Origin of the sequence: Streptomyces sp. NPDC050423, assembly GCF_040655445.1 — a bacterium.
In the GTDB taxonomy this organism is placed as follows: domain Bacteria; phylum Actinomycetota; class Actinomycetes; order Streptomycetales; family Streptomycetaceae; genus Streptomyces.
This window is the reverse complement of sequence record NZ_JBFAJY010000021.1, coordinates 18,812-33,537: the sequence shown is the minus strand read 5'-3', so window position 1 is coordinate 33,537 and position 14,726 is coordinate 18,812. Positions and strand designations below refer to the sequence as shown.

Here is a 14,726-nt window from a genome sequence, read left to right as displayed (position 1 = left end):
GGACTAGGCCGTACGAGGGGCGCCGGACGGCGCGGCGGACCGGTCCGGTAGCACCCGCAGGCCCAGCTCGACCATGGTCCAGCCCAGCCGGGTCCGCATGCCCGTGCGCGGGGCGCGGGTGGCGGTGCGGGGGTGGGCGAGGCGGAAGTCGTCGGCCTGGCGCCGCAGTTCGGCGGAGCGGATGACGTGCAGCTGAAGGTGCGTCTCGGGATGCATGGCGTGGTGGTCCCTTCAGTCGGTGGGTCGGTCGGTGGGGCGGGGGAAGACGTGGAGATGGGTGCGGACCAGGGCGGAGCCCTCGGTGCCCTCCGGGACCCGGTCCCGGTAGCTCTCGATGAGTTCGTGGACCTTCTCCGCCAGTTCCAGGGAGAGTTCGGGCGTGAGGCGCACCTTGAAGTCGCTGAGGTCGGAGGAGCGGACCCACTCCTCGGGCCAGTCGTGCATGGTGCCGAGCCAGGTGTTCAGCTCCTGGGTGTGCAGGGTGGCGATCTCGTGCAGCACGACGCCCATGGCGCCGCGGATCTCCGGGTCCGGGTCGCGGAGGAAGTCCGCGGTGCTGTCGAAGGCAGTGCCCATGTGGACCGCCTTCCACCACCGCTCGCGGCCCTTGCCGCGCTCCGGGTCGTCCTCCACGAAGCCGTACGAGGCGAGCTGTCGCAGGTGGTAGCTGGTGGCGCCGCTCGACTCGCCGAGCCGGTCGGCGAGTCCGGACGCGGTGGCCGGCCCGAACTCCCGGAGGGTGTTCATCAGCCGCAGCCGCAGCGGGTGGGCCAGCCCGCGCAGGGTGCGGGCGTTCACCATGTGGATGTTCGGGGCGTCTGCCGGCGTGCTGTCCGGGCTGTCGTCCGGGCCGGCCTCGTTCTCTGCCATGCCCCAACCATAGAGTTACAAAGAACTCTTTGCAACATGTTCTTTGCATCAGTTTCTTTGGAACTCCGGCCGGGGCCCCCGCCCCCTCACCCCACCTTGATGAACCCCTCAGCCACCAGCCAGTCCTTCGCCACCTCGTGCGGGTCGTCCCCGTCGACGTCCACCTTGGCGTTCAGCTCCTGCGCGACCTCCGTGGTCAGCCGCGCGCTGAGCGGGTCCAACAGGGAAGCGATCACGGGGTACTTGTCGAAGGTCGGGGTGTGGATGACGGGCGCCGCGTTGTAGTTGGGGAAGAAGTGCTTGTTGTCCGTCAGCACGTCGAGCTTCATCGCCTTGATCCGGCCGTCGGTGGTGAACACCTCACCCAGCAGGCAGGAGTTGGACTTGGAGACCTGGGTGTAGACGATCCCGGCGTCCATCTTCTTGATGTTGCCGGCCGGGACCGACATCCCGTACGCCTTCTCCATGCCCAGCAGCCCGTCGTTGCGGGAGGCGAACTCGTTCTCCACGCAGATCGTCACCGCCGAGGGGTTCTTCTTCGACAGCGCGGCGACGTCGGAGAGCGTCTTCAGGTGGTACTTCGCGTTGTTCTTCTTGCTGATGGCGAGCGCGTACGTGTTGTTGAGGGTGGACTGCGGCAGCCACGTCACCCCGTTCTTCCGGTCCGCGTCGCGCACCGCCTCCCACTGCTTCAGCGGGTTGGTGATCGGCTTCGAATGGCCCAGATACGTGATCCAGGCGGTTCCCGTGTACTCGTACATCGCGTCGGCGTCGCCCTGGATGATCGCCTCGCGTGCGCTGATCGACCCGGGCAGGTTGGTCCGGTCGAGCACCTCGGCCCCGGCGGCCTTGAAGATCAGGCCGATCATCTGGCCCAGGATGATGTTCTCGCTGAAGTTCTTCGAGGTGACGGTCAGCGAGGCACCCTTCAGCGGCTTGCCCTTCCCCACGGACCCCGGCGTCACGTCGTCGACCATCGGCGACCCGCTCTTCAGGCCGCACCCGGAGAGCGCCAGTGCCAGAGCCACCGCGCCCACCAGCCAGGTCCGCGGCCCGCCGGTCCGCGCCCCGCGCCTCGTACGCTTCCCCGCCGGGCCCATCACCCCACCTCCAGTCCGCGCGGCGTCAGCGCCACCTCGACCAGCGAGGCCAGCCAGTCCACCAGCAGCGCCAGCACCACCGTCAGTACGGAACCGAGCACCAGCACCGGCATCCGCTGGGTCTGGATGCCCGAGGTGATCAGGTCCCCGAGCCCGCCGCCGCCCCCGAACGTGGCCAGGGTCGCCGTGCCCACGTTGAGCACCAGCGCGGTGCGTACCCCGGCCAGGATCAGCGGCACCGCGAGCGGCAGTTCGACCTTGGTGAGCGTCCCCATCGCCGACATCCCGATCCCGCGCGAGGCCTCCACCAGGGTCGGCTCGATCGCCTTGAGGCCGGCGACCGTGTTGGAGAGCACGGGCAGCACCGCGTAGATCACCATGCCCGTGATCGCGGTCGACGGGCCGATGCCCAGCCAGATCACCAGCAGCGCCAGCAGACCGATCGCCGGGGTCGCCTGCCCGATGTTGGCGATCGACGTGACCACCGGGGCGCCCTTGCGCAGCCCAGGCCGGGTCAGCGCGATGCCCAGCGGAATGGCGATGATCAGCACCCAGAAGGTCGAGATGGCGGTCAGTCTGACGTGCTGCCACCAGCGCAGCTCAACCGTGTCGCCCGCGAGCGAGTTCCGCGCGATCGCGTCGAGGTGGATGGTGTTGATCCACACGTACGTGAGGATCAGGACCACCGCGAGTACCGCCGGCGTCACCACCAGCTTGCGCCAGGTGATCCGGCGGGCCGGCCGGGCCGGGGGAGGCGAGGGCTCCGCCTCCTCGTCACGGAAGGCATGGCCCTTGACGTCGTGCTCGCCCGGCGGACGGTCCCGGTCGGACGCGGGGACCGGACCGGTGGGCCGGCGGCCGGACTGGGAGCTGGGAGTCATACGTCCGCACCGCCCTCCAGCTCCTGCACGGTCTGATGGCTGCGCAGCTCCTGGAGTTCGTGCTGGTGCTCGATGGCGGTGAGCCGGTCGGCCTCCAGCAGTTCGTGCACGGAGTTCATCAGGGTGTGCATGTCGACGACCCCGATGAACTCGCCGCGCCGCCCGGTCACCGCGACCCGCCCGCCGCTGTCGGTCAGCACCGCCTCCAGCGCGTCGTGCAGCGTCGCGTCCCTGGTCACCGTGTCGTGCACCAGCTGCCCGGCCCGCGCCAGCGAACCGCGGGCCCGCATCAGGTCGCCGCGCCGCAGCCACTTGTAGGGGCGGTTGCGGCGGTCCAGCATCAGCAGCTCGTTGTGCGGGCCGCTGCGCAGCTTGTTGAAGATCGACTGGAGCGGGTCGTCGACCGTCACCGTCGGGAACTCGGCGATCTCCACGTCCCGCACCCGGGTGAGGTTGAGCCGCTTCAGCGCCGCACCGGCCCCGACGAAGCCCGAGACGAAGTCGTCCGTCGGGTTGGTGAGGATGGCCTCCGGGGTGTCGAACTGCGCGATGTGCGAGCGCTCGCGCAGCACGGCGATCCGGTCGCCCAGCTTGATGGCCTCGTCGAAGTCGTGGGTGACGAAGACGATCGTCTTGTGCAGTTCGTGCTGGAGCCGGATCAGCTCGTCCTGGAGGTGGTCGCGGGTGATCGGGTCGACCGCGCCGAACGGCTCGTCCATCAGCAGCACCGGCGGATCGGCGGCCAGCGCCCGTGCCACGCCCACCCGCTGCTGCTGACCGCCGGAGAGGCCGCGCGGATAGCGGCCGTGGTACTCGCGCGGGTCGAGCCCGACCAGATCGAGCATCTCCTCGACCCGGTCCTTCACCTTCGTCTTCGACCAGCCGATCATCTTCGGGACCAGGGCGATGTTCTCCGCGACCGTCATGTGCGGGAAGAGCCCGGACGACTGGATCGCGTACCCGATCTTCCGGCGCAGCTTCACCGGGTCCATGTCGGTGACGTCCTCGTCGCCGATCCGGATGCGGCCGGAGGTCGGCTCGATCAGCCGGTTGATCATCTTCAGGGTGGTCGACTTCCCGCAGCCGGACGGGCCGACGAGGATCACGGTCTCGCCGGCCTTGATGTCCATCGAGACGTTGTCCACGGCCGGGTTCGGGTTGCCCGGGTAGAGCTTGGTCAGGTTCTCCAGCTGGATGGTGGCACCGGAGGTGGCGTTCACGGCGGGCTTCTGTCCGGCTTCCGCCGCGGTCTCAGACACGGATCCCCCTCGGGATGGTGAGCCGCCCCAGCAGGACGTACGCGGCGTCGAAGAGCAGGGCGAGTACGACGATGCCGAGCGTGCCCGCGAGCACCTGATTGATCGCGTTGGCACTGCCCAGCGAGGCGATACCGCGGAAGATCTCGTTGCCGAGCCCCGGCCCCGAGGCGTACGCGGCAATGGCGGCGATGCCCATCAGCATCTGGGTGGAGACCCGGATGCCGGTGAGGATCGGCGGCCAGGCGAGCGGCAGTTCCACCTTGCAGAGCCGGGCGATCCGCGACATCCCGATGCCCTTCGCCGCGTCCACGAGCGCCGGATCGACGCCGCGCAGACCGACGATGGAGTTACGGACGATGGGCAGCAGCCCGTACAGCGTCAGGGTGATCACGGTCGGCGCCACACCGAGCCCGACCAGCGGGATCAGCAGACCGATCGCGGCGAGGGACGGAATGGTCAGGATCGCCGCCGTCGAGGTGATCGCCAGCGAGCCGCCCCAGCCGCTGCGATAGCTGAGGACGCCGATCAGGACGCCCAGCACGGTCGCGATGACCATGCACTGGAACACGGCGCTGACGTGCTGGAACGCGTCGGTGAGCAGCTGCTGGTGCCGATTGCCCAGATACTCCCAGAAGCTCACACGGCACTCCTCGGCTCAGTCGGTGTCCCGCGCCGCCTGCTCGACGAGCGGGATGATGCGCAGGGGTACGGGGTTCTCCATGACGATGGCCGTGGAGGCCCGGACAATGCCATCAAATCCGACAACCAGGTCGATCACCCGCTGAAGATCCGCGTTGGAACGGGCCACGAGCCGGCAGAACATGTCGCCCTGCCCGGTGGTGGTGTGCAGTTCAAGCACCTCCGGTACGCCGCCCAAGTGCGCCCGTACATCGGCTCCTTGGCCCTGTTTGATCTCCAGCGTCGCGAAAGCGGTGACCGGGTAGCCGAGGGCCGCCGGGTCCACGTCCGGGCCGAATCCGCGAATGACGCCATTCGACTGAAGGCGGTCGAGACGCGCCTGCACGGTCCCGCGCGCCACGCCGAGCCGGCGCGAAGCCTCCAGTACCCCGATCCTGGGCTCACGCGCCAGCAGCACGATGAGCCGCCCGTCCAGATGATCGATCGCCACGGTCGGCCTCCGGGAAGTCCTGCGATGGTCAGCATGTACAGATAGCCCGACCATCATGGCCATCCACTGCACAGACTGCCCAGCGATTTCGCGAACTGTTGCGCACCTTGCAAAGCGGCGAGAACCTTCGGACATGACTGAGACGACGCACAGCATCCCCGACAGTGCACGGCAGGCCGACCCCTTCCCGGTCAAGGGAATGGACGCCGTCGTCTTCGCCGTCGGCAACGCCAAGCAGGCCGCGCACTACTACTCGACCGCCTTCGGCATGAAGCTGGTCGCCTACTCCGGACCGGAGAACGGCAGCCGCGAGACGGCCAGTTACGTCCTGACCAACGGCTCCGCCCGCTTCGTCCTCACCTCCGTCATCAAGGCGGCCACGGACCACGGCCGCTTCCTCGCCGACCACGTCGCCGAGCACGGCGACGGCGTCGTCGACCTGGCCATCGAGGTCCCGGACGCGCGTGCCGCGTACGCCTACGCGGTCGAGCACGGCGCCCTCGGCCTCACCGAGCCGCACGAGGTGAAGGACGAGCACGGCACCGTCGTCCTGGCCGCCATCGCCACGTACGGCAAGACCCGCCACACCCTCGTCGAGCGCACCGGCTACGACGGCCCCTACCTCCCCGGCTACACCGCGGCCGCGCCGATCGTCGAGACGCCCGCCAAGCGGACCTTCCAGGCCATCGACCACTGTGTCGGCAACGTCGAGCTCGGCCGGATGAACGAGTGGGTCGGCTTCTACAACAAGGTCATGGGCTTCACCAACATGAAGGAGTTCGTGGGCGACGACATCGCCACCGAGTACTCCGCGCTCATGTCCAAGGTGGTCGCGGACGGCACACTGAAGGTCAAGTTCCCGATCAACGAGCCGGCCGTCGCCAAGAAGAAGTCCCAGATCGACGAGTACCTGGAGTTCTACGGCAGCGCGGGCGTCCAGCACATCGCGCTCGCCACGAACGACATCGTCGCCTCCGTGCGCGCGATGCGCGCGGCCGGCGTCCAGTTCCTGGACACCCCGGACTCGTACTACGACACGCTGGGCGAGTGGGCGGGCGAGACCCGGGTACCGGTGGAGACCCTGCGCGAGCAGAAGATCCTCGTGGACCGCGACGAGGACGGCTACCTGCTCCAGATCTTCACCAAGCCGGTCCAGGACCGGCCGACGGTGTTCTTCGAGATGATCGAGCGCCACGGCTCGATGGGCTTCGGCAAGGGCAACTTCAAGGCCCTGTTCGAGGCGATCGAGCGCGAGCAGGAGCGCCGCGGCAACCTCTGAGCGGTGCGGGGGTACGAAGGCGGGCGGGCCGGAGCTTCCGGCCCGCCCGTTTGCCGTCATGGTGGCTGTCACATCCGCGGGCCCGGCGGTGTCTTCATGCCGAACAGCCGGACAGGCGAATCGACTGAGGAGAACACCATGGCGCCCCGCGTTCCGAAGGCCGAGCTCAGCACCGAGATGAGCGAGAACATGATCAAGCAGCTCGGCGTTGTGGCCGAGCCCGTCGAAGTGGTGTGGCACAACCCCGAGGTCGCCATGTCCAACCTGGAGTTCTCGGCCAGGCTGGGCGAGTGGAAAGCGGCCGACGCGAGCCTCAAGTCGTTCGCGCACATGGCCGTCGCGTCGCAGGTCGGCTGCGCCTGGTGTCTCGACGTCGGCTACTTCCAGGCACAGAATCAGAACCTGGACCTGACCAAGGCGAGCCAGGTGCCGCGCTGGCGGGAGTCGGAGGTGTTCACGCCGCTGGAGCGGGACGTCCTGGAGTATGCCGAGGCCATGACGAACACGCCCCCGACCGTCACCGACGAACTGCACGCGAGCCTGCTCGACCGGCTCGGCGCGGCGGCGATGGTCGAACTCACCGCGTACATCGCCTTCGTGAACATGGCGACCAGGAACAACAACGCGAACGGGATCTCGTCGCAGGGCCTCTCCGAAGCCTGCGAGATCCCCCTCGCCGCACGCCCCCAGGACTCCGGCGCGGCGTCGACGTCATGACGACCGAGGATCCGTTCGTCACCCACCGCGGCCTCCTGTTCACCGTCGCCTACGAGATGCTCGGGTCGGCGGCCGACGCGGAGGACGTGCTGCAGGAGTCCTGGCTGCGGTGGGCCGATGTCGACCGGTCGCAGGTGCGCGAGCCGCGGGCGTACCTCGTCCGGACCGTCACGAGGCAAGCGCTCAACCGCCTGCGAGCCCTGTCGCGCAGCCGTGAGGACTACGTGGGCGAGTGGCTGCCGGAACCGCTGCTGACCAGCCCGGATGTCGCCGAGGACGTCGAACTCGCGGAGAGCGTCTCGATCGCGATGCTGACCGTCCTCGAAACGCTCGGGCCGACCGAGCGCGCGGTGTTCGTGCTCCGCGAGGTCTTCGAGATGCCGTACGGCGAGATCGCCGAGGCCATCGGGAAGTCCGCGGCCGCGGTGCGGCAGATCGCGCGCCGGGCCCGCGAGCACGTCGCGGCCCGTCGGCCGCGGGTGCGAGTGGGCCGGTCGGAGCAGCGGGCTGTGGTGGAGCGGTTCCTGCTCGCGCTGCGGACGGGGCAGTTGCAGGAGCTGCTGGAGGTGATGGCGCCGGACGTGGTCATGATCGCCGACGGCGGCGGGATCGTGCCCGCCGCGCTGGCTCCGATCCACGGGGCCGATGTGGTGGCGCGGTTGCTCGCGGGCTTGAACCAGAAGGTGGGCGTGCTCAGGACGACGACCGTGTGGCTCAACGGCGCACCCGCGGGCCGGATCGAGTTCGACGGCGAATCCTCCGCGGTGAGCCTCGTGGTGGAGGACGGGCGGATCACCCGGATCTACGTGGTGCGGAACCCCCGGAAGCTGACGCGGCTCGATGAACTGGCCGACATCAGCAGGTGAGCGTGCTGCTGGGGCGGCAGCGTGGGTGTTCCGGGCGATGGGGTCGCTGTCGTGGCGCGTGATCGGTGGCCGGGCGGTCAGCGGGGGCCGGTGATGATCACGGGGTGGTCGTCGGGGTCGTCGTCCAGGCCGACGAAGCCGGCCTCGCGGAGGTGTGCGGTGATCTTGTCGTGGCGGGCGGTGGTGATCTCGCTGGACCGGCCGGGCCGGGCGGAGGAGATCCAGATCAGGTTGCCCTTCTCGTCGGTCAGCGTGAGAAACAGCAGGCCATGGGACTTGTGCTTGCCGCTGTAGTTCTTGCGGTTCTCCGTCCCGGTGCGGCGTCGGGTGCGGATCAGGGTGCCGTCGAGCAGGACGACGACCCTGCCCTTCTTGGCGATCTTCTTACACGCTCGGTCCAGGCGCGGGGCGCGGGCGGCCGGCAGACGCAGGACCTCCCAGACCCAGCGGCGCACGGTGGAGGAGGAGAACTGGTTGCCGCCGGCCATGTCGGAAAGCTGCTGGTCATGGCGGAGGACGGCGAGCACGATCAACGGCTGGGCGCCGCAGGGACCTTGCGCCAGCGGGTGCCCAGCCGATTACGTTCACGGCGTATCAGGTCACCGACGAGGTCGAGGGTCCGCTTCGACACCGGAAGCTGAACCCGGTAGACAGCATACTGAGAGCCCTCGGCGGGCTGGTTTTTCGTCACAGATTCACCAACCTCCGCCGGGGGCCCTCGTGTTATGGCAGGAATCAGCCGGTCCGCCGTCGTACCGGCCGGTCAGCGGGGAAGGTAGCGGCCCACTCCGGTGCGGGCCGGCCAGCCCCGGTCAGCGAGTTCACGCAACTGCCCTCGGACCGCTCGACCGTCCCCGGCGTGAGCTCACGACCCAGCGCCCTCGCAACGTCCTTGGCCATCACCGGCCCGTCCGCGCCGGCCACGATCTCCATGATCCGCCGATACTCCGAGGTCAGGGCCTCCACCCCCATACCCTCAGTGGCCGGTCCGGGACCAGCCGCATCTCACCCGTACCCGGACCGGCCACCACCCTCACCGGGTCCGGGTCCGGAGCCGGTGAGGGTGGTGGCCGACGACCGCCGCCGCAGTCGGTCTCCTCGGCCCACTGTCCGAACACCGCCTGGGCGGCCTCCAGCCGGGCCACCTGCGCCTCGATCTCTGCCAGCTCCATGCGCAGCAGCTCAGCACGCTCCTCCAGCTGAAACCGCTGTTCCATCGTCCACGTCAACACGTCCGCCATCCCTGTTCCCCTCCCGTACCGGCTCTCCGAGACGGAGCGTACGAAGAAGCGGCCGTCGGCACCGGGCGCTCGGGGAAACAGACCCATGACGGACGATCACCTGGTAATGATCTCGCCCCCGACCAGCCCGAGCAGCGCCACCCGCACTCACACCGGCGCCGCTGACCATCAACCTTCAGGATGGTGGATCTTCAATGGAGGACCAGGCGTTCCTGACGGGATCGAACTGCGCGGCAGATGATCGCCGGAATCCGCTATTCACCGGGCGAGTGCCCTACCGCCCGGATCGAATGCGGCATCCCCGTTGGCTCAGAAGTTCCACCCCTGGTAGCCGTTCTCGAGGGCGGCGCGGCTGCAGTCGTGGAGGCGCAGGCCGTGGGCAGGACTGTAGTCCAGGCACTTTCCGGTAGCCACGTTCCTATAGGAAACCCATCCGTAGACATCCATCTGATCGTTGACAAACCAACGCTGGTAACCGTTGACGTAGCTGGCGCTGCTGCATGTGTGAGTGCGCACACCGTGCGCAGTGCTGCCGTCGAGGCATTCCCCCGTGGCCGCGTTCTGGAAGTTGATGTAGCTGTCGTCGTACATGACCGCCGTAAACTTCTGGAAGCCATTGTTGAAGCTCGGTGTGTTACATGTGTGCACCCGCAGCCCGTTTCCGGTGCTGTCGTCCAGGCACTTGGTGTTGTCCCTTTTATTGAGGAAGTTCTTGTCCCACACGGCGACGATTCCGGCCGTGGCTCTTGTTGTACCTGCTTTGTCCGACAGGCTGTGCGCCCACTCAGGGACAGGCGCTGTGGTGTCGAATGTCGTCACTACGGGGGCCGGGGCGCCCGGGCTCGGGGCTGAGGCTGCGGCGTTGGGTGCAGCAGCGAACGCCCCTATCAAGCTGATGCCGGCGATGGCAAGGGCAAAGGCCTTCCGCATGTGCAAAACCTCCTGTTTTAGCGTTTCCTGTACTTCTGGTCGCTACGCACCGCATTCCCAGCGGTACGAAGCGATAGCTATTGTGACGGCCCGTTAGGCCAATGTCCATGAAGATCCACCATCCTGAAGGTTGATGGTCAGCGGCGCTGGTGTGAGTGCGGGTGGCGCTGCTCGGGCTGGTTGGGGGCGAGATCGAGGGCTGCCGGTATTTTGACGAAACCTCCGTCGGGCAGCGGATCTGATCCGCACACCGGCCAGTCAGGCCAGGCCGCCAAGCACTCCGGCCAGGTTGTCGTAACTCTCGCGGACCGCGTCCGCCTTGCCCAGCCGGTGCCGTTCAAGCCGGATCGCGCTCAGGTGCCGGGCCTCATAGATCCTCGCGCGCCACACAGCGGCGGGCGAGCGGTCCAAAGCGCCGTAGGACTCCCAGAACGCGGTCCGCCCGTCCTCCTTGGCCGTCGCCATGCGGATGGTCCAGTCGGCCGCCGGGTCACCGAACCAGGCGCGATCGAAGTCCAGCACCCCGGTGATCACCGGCTGTGGGGCCTTCGGGTCCAGCAGTGCGTTGACGGTCCACAGATCGCCGGTCAGCAGCCTTGGTTCCGTGACCTCGTCGAGCGCGGCCCGGCCGCGCGAGGCCACCGCGGCGACCTTCCGTACGTCGTCCGAGTCAAGACCGGCACCGTCCAGGTCTGTGACGATCTCCTCCAGCGACGCGAGCACGGCCTCGCTCCACGTTCCGTGCCCCGGACCGTCGACGGGGCCGAAGTGCGGACCGCCACACCGTGAACGGAACGGGCGATAGCACCCATCTGCCGGAAGAACGCCGACCGCGTCGTACGCGGATACGCCCCAACTGCTCCGGCGCCGGGACGCCGTCCAGGCAGGTCTGGATCATCCAGTCCCGGCCGATCACCTCGTGCGACCAATCCGTGGCGAGCACCTGCGGCATCAGCGGCGCGATCACCGCAAGCCAGGGCTGGCTCGCGTACTCGTTTCGCATCAGGTGGCGCTCGCTGCGGAACTGGCGGCCTTCCTCCGGGGCGACCCGCAGGACCACCGGTTCCGCCCGCCCGGCCAGCGTCACGCAGTAGACATTGTTGTGTACATCCCCCGTGCTCAGCTCGACTGCAGAGGTGGGCACGGCCGCAGGTCCGAAGGCCCGGCGGCGATCTTCCCAATCTCCTGGGTGGTCAGTGACTGCTGGAACGCCTCCGAGGTGCGCTCAACCGGCTGGAATTCCATGCCGCTCAGAATGCCGCGCTCGACGGCCGTTCGTCACATCCATCGCGTACAGCGACACGGCGGATACGAGTCCGTCCTGGTGGCACAGCCCCGGCCCAGGGCCCGCGCGGCTCCAGGGGTCCCCTCCCATCCTGGTTGTGGTGGTTGTCGCGCGCTCAGGGAAGCTGCTTGGCGTCCGCGACGAAGGCGGCCCAGGCCCGGTCGCCGAGGATGAGGGCGGGGCCGGTGGGGTTCTTGCTGTCGCGGACGGCGGTGCGGGTGGTGAACCAAGCGATCTCTACGCAGTCGCCGCCCTGGTTGCTGTAGCTGCTCTTGCGCCACCGAGTGGTCTCGATCGCAGCGGGGTTGATCACATTGGTCGTCCTCTGATCTTGAGTGGCTGTTACATGTCTCGTCGCACCTTGGCGATCAAGTCCTTGCTGTCCTTGAGGCTCAGTGCGGTGGCTTGGAAGGAGCCATAGGCGCGCCTGTAGGTCTCTGTCTCGTTGGGACTCTCCAGGTAGAGGTCCCAGCCCGATGCTCCAGACGGACGACATCCGTGATCGATGAGTGCGGAAAGCTGAAGAGTACAAACGATCCGGTCAGGCCGGCGTGTGCTCCAGCACGGTCAGGGACGACTCGTACCTCCACGCTCGGATGCTCCGTCATCTTCGCCAGGTGCTCAAGCTGCCTGCGCATGACAGCAGCGCCTCCTACCTGAAGGCGAAGAGCCGCTTCGCTCAGAACGACGCAGAACTGTGGTGGCCGGGGGCGGTTTGACCATGGCATCAACCCCGGCCTGGTCCATGTCTGTTGGCGGTGCGGAAATGACGGCATGGGCGTAGTCCGAGGTATCGAGACCCGCTTCGTCCGGCTGCCGGACGGGGGTGCGGATCGAGGTGCACGACGCCTCGTCCGTCCGCCCGGCCGGCCGCGAACCCGCGCTGGACGCGTGTGACGGGCGCGGGCTGTTTCTCGTGGCCGCGCTGGCGGACCGGTGGGGGAGAGCTGACCGCAACGGCCCGGGGAAGGTCGTCTGGGCGGAGTGCGCGCTTCCCCTGGGGGACGGGGGTGTGGTGGATGCCGTCTGAACAGCTCCGGTGCGCGGTACGGATGAGGCGCGGCGATCTCGTACACGTACAGGGGGAGTGGCGTGAGGTGTGTGCCGTGCGGCTGGACCGGTACGCGACCGGCGGCATGGCGGTGGTACTGACCTTCGCCGGAGGAGGCCGTCCGCTGCGGGTGCCTGTCGATCACCTGGTCACGGTGCCGCTACCGGAGCCGCCGAGGCCGCCGGGCCGGGTGCTCGTCGAGGACGCGTCCGACAGCCCGGCGGTGCACGAAACGGAGTGCACCACGTGCGGCGAGGGCCCGGAGCCCGCCGCGTCGCAGGACGTTGGTGTGCGGCACCTGTGGTGTGCCGAGCACGTGGTCCGTACGGGGCACACCGGGTTCCTGGCCCTGCGCGTGGGGCTGCTGCGGGCGGTCGCGGTGCACGAGGTCCGCCACTGACGCGCCGTTTGCCAAGCCATGAGGGCGGCTGGTCAGCCGAGCACACCCGCGTCGATGCCGATCCTTTTCACGCACGCGTCTTCGGTGGCCAGCAGGGTGACCACGCCCTTCTGGATGTCCATGTGCGACGCCACCATGGACCAGCCGCGCTGTTTGAGGACCACCCGGGTCTCGCCGACGGCGTCCGCGCCTTTGAGGTCCTTCCGGGGCGGCCGCCAGTCGCGCTCGCGGAGCTCGCTCACCACCTTTTCGAATCGGGTGAGGTCAACGGGCGTGGTTTTGGTACCGAAGCCCTTGAACGCGACGCCGCACGACGCCAGCGAGTCGTCCGTCCGTTCCTCGGCCGAGCGGGCGTAATCCGGAGCGTTGTCCGGAACGCCCGCGTTCGCGGCCGAGGAGTCGAGGTCCGCGCGCACGACCTTCTCCGTGAGAGGTCCCGTGCCCTTGGGCCGGGGCGGTGCCGGCGCCGAAGAGGCGGCTGCCCCGGTGTCGGCGTCGCTCGTGCCGCAGCCCGTGACCCCGAGCGCGATGACCGCTATCGCCATGGCAGCCCACTTCGTCCTGCTCACAGTCGTCCAATCGCCAAGTCGCGGGGATCGATCGGCCCCCGCGTTCGAGGCAGAAGTGTGTCACGGCCTACCGGTGAGCGGCCTCGGGCCTGCGCTGTCGCTCCTCCCTTCCGTCGGCTCTGTGACGTAGGTCTCCATGGGGGCGTGCAGCAGACCAGGTGCCCGCGCCGTCAAGAGGGGGACAGGAAGGGAGGAGCGCTGTGGATCTGGCAACCCAATGGAGCTCGCTGCGGTCCGAGGCGGCCCGGCCCGACGTGCCTGACCGGTCGGCTCCGGCGCAGGCGTCCACGGATCCGGGGACGGGGTTTCACGCCTTCGTCGCCGCCCGCTCCGGCGCGTTGTTCCGGGGTGCGCTGGTCCTGACCGGGAGCCGTGAGGCGGCCGAGGATCTGGTCCAGGAGACTCTGGAACGTACCTGCCGTCGCTGGCGCACCATCGCCGAAAAGGATGCTCCGGACGCGTACGTGCGGCGCATCATGGTCAATCTGGCCAACGACAGATGGCGGCGGTTCCGCCGTGTCGTGCCCCGGCACGACACGGGCGACGACCGGCCGGACCCTGGTGACGACTACGGGCGTATCGACAGCCGGGACCAGCTCGTCCGGGCTCTGCAAGGTCTGCCGATAGGAATGCGCACCGTCGTGGTGCTGCGTTACTTCCACGACCTGTCGGATGCCGAGATAGCCGAGGACCTCAGGATCTCGCCGAGCGCCGTCCGGTCCCAGATCACCCGTGGCCTCGAAAAACTCCGGGCCCAGGCGCCCGCACTCTCCGAACCTTCGTCACCGCAGCTCCGGAAGGGAACCCGATGAACGGTTACGGACCGCGGCCCCTGGACGGCTGCGCCGGTGACACCTCCTTCGAGCAGGAACTGGTATCCGCCTTGAACGACTTCGCGAACAACTCGCCCGCACCGCACTTCGACGCCACCGGCATCCAGCGCCGCTCCCGCCGCAAGCGTGCCGGGCTCATCGCCGGTGTGGCCGCCGCAGTGGCCGTCGCCGGAGGCGGCACCGCCCTGGCCGCCATCACCACCAGCAGCAGCCCGAACACATCGAGCGCCGCCGCCGCGAGCAGCACGGACGCGACGACCGTGATGATCTCGGGCAAGAAGATCGATATGACGGGCTGGGATTCGGGTTCCGCGAA

Annotated in this window: 20 protein-coding genes; 6 read left to right on the top strand and 14 right to left on the bottom strand. The window is 68.4% G+C overall.

Annotated features, from left to right (window positions below):
• Positions 1-3 precede the first annotated feature (3 nt).
• From AB0I52_RS17480 to AB0I52_RS17450, 7 genes are all read right to left on the bottom strand, one after another.
• Positions 4-216 (bottom strand): hypothetical protein, encoded by a 213-nt coding sequence (locus AB0I52_RS17480; RefSeq protein WP_363073445.1) that lies wholly within the window; start codon positions 214-216, stop codon positions 4-6.
• Between the two features lie 15 nt (positions 217-231).
• Positions 232-870: a helix-turn-helix domain-containing protein gene (locus AB0I52_RS17475; protein WP_363073443.1), complete on the bottom strand. Its 639-nt coding sequence runs from the start codon at positions 868-870 to the stop codon at positions 232-234.
• Between the two features lie 86 nt (positions 871-956).
• Entirely contained in the window at positions 957-1,970 is a 1,014-nt protein-coding gene (locus AB0I52_RS17470; protein WP_363073441.1) for a glycine betaine ABC transporter substrate-binding protein, read from the bottom strand.
• Positions 1,970-2,851, bottom strand: a complete 882-nt coding sequence (locus AB0I52_RS17465) for an ABC transporter permease (protein ID WP_363073439.1) — start codon at positions 2,849-2,851, stop codon at positions 1,970-1,972. The genes AB0I52_RS17470 and AB0I52_RS17465 overlap by 1 nt, the downstream gene beginning before the upstream one ends.
• Entirely contained in the window at positions 2,848-4,110 is a 1,263-nt protein-coding gene (locus tag AB0I52_RS17460; RefSeq protein WP_363073437.1) for a betaine/proline/choline family ABC transporter ATP-binding protein, read from the bottom strand. The genes AB0I52_RS17465 and AB0I52_RS17460 overlap by 4 nt, the downstream gene beginning before the upstream one ends.
• Positions 4,103-4,750: an ABC transporter permease gene (locus AB0I52_RS17455; protein ID WP_362966572.1), complete on the bottom strand. Its 648-nt coding sequence runs from the start codon at positions 4,748-4,750 to the stop codon at positions 4,103-4,105. The genes AB0I52_RS17460 and AB0I52_RS17455 overlap by 8 nt, the downstream gene beginning before the upstream one ends.
• Positions 4,751-4,765: 15 nt before the next feature.
• Complete coding sequence (locus AB0I52_RS17450) at positions 4,766-5,239, bottom strand: Lrp/AsnC family transcriptional regulator (protein WP_362966574.1); 474 nt, start codon at positions 5,237-5,239, stop codon at positions 4,766-4,768.
• A 133-nt stretch (positions 5,240-5,372) separates the two neighbouring features.
• Here AB0I52_RS17450 and hppD point away from each other — a divergent pair, with 133 nt between their 5' ends.
• The 3 genes from hppD (at position 5,373) to AB0I52_RS17435 (ending at position 8,101) form a co-directional block, all read left to right on the top strand.
• A complete protein-coding gene (gene hppD, locus AB0I52_RS17445; RefSeq protein ID WP_363073435.1) occupies positions 5,373-6,518 on the top strand; it encodes a 4-hydroxyphenylpyruvate dioxygenase in 1,146 nt (381 codons plus the stop codon).
• Between the two features lie 138 nt (positions 6,519-6,656).
• The gene (locus tag AB0I52_RS17440; RefSeq protein ID WP_363073433.1) at positions 6,657-7,235 is read left to right on the top strand and encodes a carboxymuconolactone decarboxylase family protein; all 579 of its coding nucleotides are present in this window, start codon (positions 6,657-6,659) and stop codon (positions 7,233-7,235) included.
• Complete coding sequence (locus AB0I52_RS17435) at positions 7,232-8,101, top strand: RNA polymerase sigma-70 factor (RefSeq protein ID WP_363073431.1); 870 nt, start codon at positions 7,232-7,234, stop codon at positions 8,099-8,101. Before AB0I52_RS17440 ends, AB0I52_RS17435 begins: the two co-directional genes overlap by 4 nt.
• 77 nt (positions 8,102-8,178) lie before the next feature.
• Here AB0I52_RS17435 and AB0I52_RS17430 read toward each other — a convergent pair whose 3' ends face one another.
• The 6 genes from AB0I52_RS17430 to AB0I52_RS17405 all read right to left on the bottom strand — a co-directional run bounded on the left by AB0I52_RS17430 (position 8,179) and on the right by AB0I52_RS17405 (position 12,285).
• Positions 8,179-8,628: a transposase family protein gene (locus AB0I52_RS17430; RefSeq protein ID WP_363073429.1), complete on the bottom strand. Its 450-nt coding sequence runs from the start codon at positions 8,626-8,628 to the stop codon at positions 8,179-8,181.
• A gap of 426 nt (positions 8,629-9,054) precedes the next feature.
• The gene (locus AB0I52_RS17425; protein ID WP_363073427.1) at positions 9,055-9,342 is read right to left on the bottom strand and encodes a hypothetical protein; all 288 of its coding nucleotides are present in this window, start codon (positions 9,340-9,342) and stop codon (positions 9,055-9,057) included.
• A gap of 309 nt (positions 9,343-9,651) precedes the next feature.
• The gene (locus AB0I52_RS17420) at positions 9,652-10,272 is read right to left on the bottom strand and encodes an RICIN domain-containing protein (RefSeq protein WP_363073425.1); all 621 of its coding nucleotides are present in this window, start codon (positions 10,270-10,272) and stop codon (positions 9,652-9,654) included.
• A 258-nt stretch (positions 10,273-10,530) separates the two neighbouring features.
• Positions 10,531-10,995: a phosphotransferase gene (locus tag AB0I52_RS17415; protein WP_363073423.1), complete on the bottom strand. Its 465-nt coding sequence runs from the start codon at positions 10,993-10,995 to the stop codon at positions 10,531-10,533.
• A gap of 677 nt (positions 10,996-11,672) precedes the next feature.
• Positions 11,673-11,870, bottom strand: coding sequence for a DUF397 domain-containing protein (locus tag AB0I52_RS17410; RefSeq protein WP_363073421.1), 198 nt, complete (start codon positions 11,868-11,870; stop codon positions 11,673-11,675).
• Positions 11,871-11,949: 79 nt separating this feature from the next.
• Positions 11,950-12,285: a DUF5753 domain-containing protein gene (locus AB0I52_RS17405; RefSeq protein WP_363073419.1), complete on the bottom strand. Its 336-nt coding sequence runs from the start codon at positions 12,283-12,285 to the stop codon at positions 11,950-11,952.
• A 291-nt stretch (positions 12,286-12,576) separates the two neighbouring features.
• Between AB0I52_RS17405 and AB0I52_RS17400 the strand changes: the two genes are divergently transcribed.
• A complete protein-coding gene (locus AB0I52_RS17400) occupies positions 12,577-13,008 on the top strand; it encodes a hypothetical protein (RefSeq protein WP_363073417.1) in 432 nt (143 codons plus the stop codon).
• Positions 13,009-13,040: 32 nt separating this feature from the next.
• Here the strand turns inward: AB0I52_RS17400 and AB0I52_RS17395 are convergent, their stop codons facing one another.
• Positions 13,041-13,553, bottom strand: a complete 513-nt coding sequence (locus AB0I52_RS17395; RefSeq protein WP_363073415.1) for a hypothetical protein — start codon at positions 13,551-13,553, stop codon at positions 13,041-13,043.
• A 224-nt stretch (positions 13,554-13,777) separates the two neighbouring features.
• Between AB0I52_RS17395 and AB0I52_RS17390 the strand changes: the two genes are divergently transcribed.
• Positions 13,778-14,389: a SigE family RNA polymerase sigma factor gene (locus AB0I52_RS17390; protein WP_363073413.1), complete on the top strand. Its 612-nt coding sequence runs from the start codon at positions 13,778-13,780 to the stop codon at positions 14,387-14,389.
• A partial coding sequence (locus AB0I52_RS17385) for a hypothetical protein (protein ID WP_363073411.1) occupies positions 14,386-14,726 on the top strand: 341 nt, incomplete at its 3' end. The genes AB0I52_RS17390 and AB0I52_RS17385, both read left to right, overlap by 4 nt.

Bases quoted from the DNA above. Each gene is read 5' to 3' on its own strand.
- AB0I52_RS17480 (WP_363073445.1), bottom strand. From the start codon at position 216: ATGCATCCCGAGACGCACCTTCAGCTGCACGTCATCCGCTCCGCCGAA.
- AB0I52_RS17475 (WP_363073443.1), bottom strand. From the start codon at position 870: ATGGCAGAGAACGAGGCCGGCCCGGACGACAGCCCGGACAGCACGCCG.
- AB0I52_RS17470 (WP_363073441.1), bottom strand. From the start codon at position 1,970: ATGGGCCCGGCGGGGAAGCGTACGAGGCGCGGGGCGCGGACCGGCGGG.
- AB0I52_RS17465 (WP_363073439.1), bottom strand. From the start codon at position 2,851: ATGACTCCCAGCTCCCAGTCCGGCCGCCGGCCCACCGGTCCGGTCCCC.
- hppD (WP_363073435.1), top strand. From the start codon at position 5,373: ATGACTGAGACGACGCACAGCATCCCCGACAGTGCACGGCAGGCCGAC.
- AB0I52_RS17440 (WP_363073433.1), top strand. From the start codon at position 6,657: ATGGCGCCCCGCGTTCCGAAGGCCGAGCTCAGCACCGAGATGAGCGAG.
- AB0I52_RS17435 (WP_363073431.1), top strand. From the start codon at position 7,232: ATGACGACCGAGGATCCGTTCGTCACCCACCGCGGCCTCCTGTTCACC.
- AB0I52_RS17425 (WP_363073427.1), bottom strand. From the start codon at position 9,342: ATGGCGGACGTGTTGACGTGGACGATGGAACAGCGGTTTCAGCTGGAG.
- AB0I52_RS17420 (WP_363073425.1), bottom strand. From the start codon at position 10,272: ATGCGGAAGGCCTTTGCCCTTGCCATCGCCGGCATCAGCTTGATAGGG.
- AB0I52_RS17405 (WP_363073419.1), bottom strand. From the start codon at position 12,285: ATGCCATGGTCAAACCGCCCCCGGCCACCACAGTTCTGCGTCGTTCTG.
- AB0I52_RS17400 (WP_363073417.1), top strand. From the start codon at position 12,577: ATGCCGTCTGAACAGCTCCGGTGCGCGGTACGGATGAGGCGCGGCGAT.
- AB0I52_RS17395 (WP_363073415.1), bottom strand. From the start codon at position 13,553: ATGGCGATAGCGGTCATCGCGCTCGGGGTCACGGGCTGCGGCACGAGC.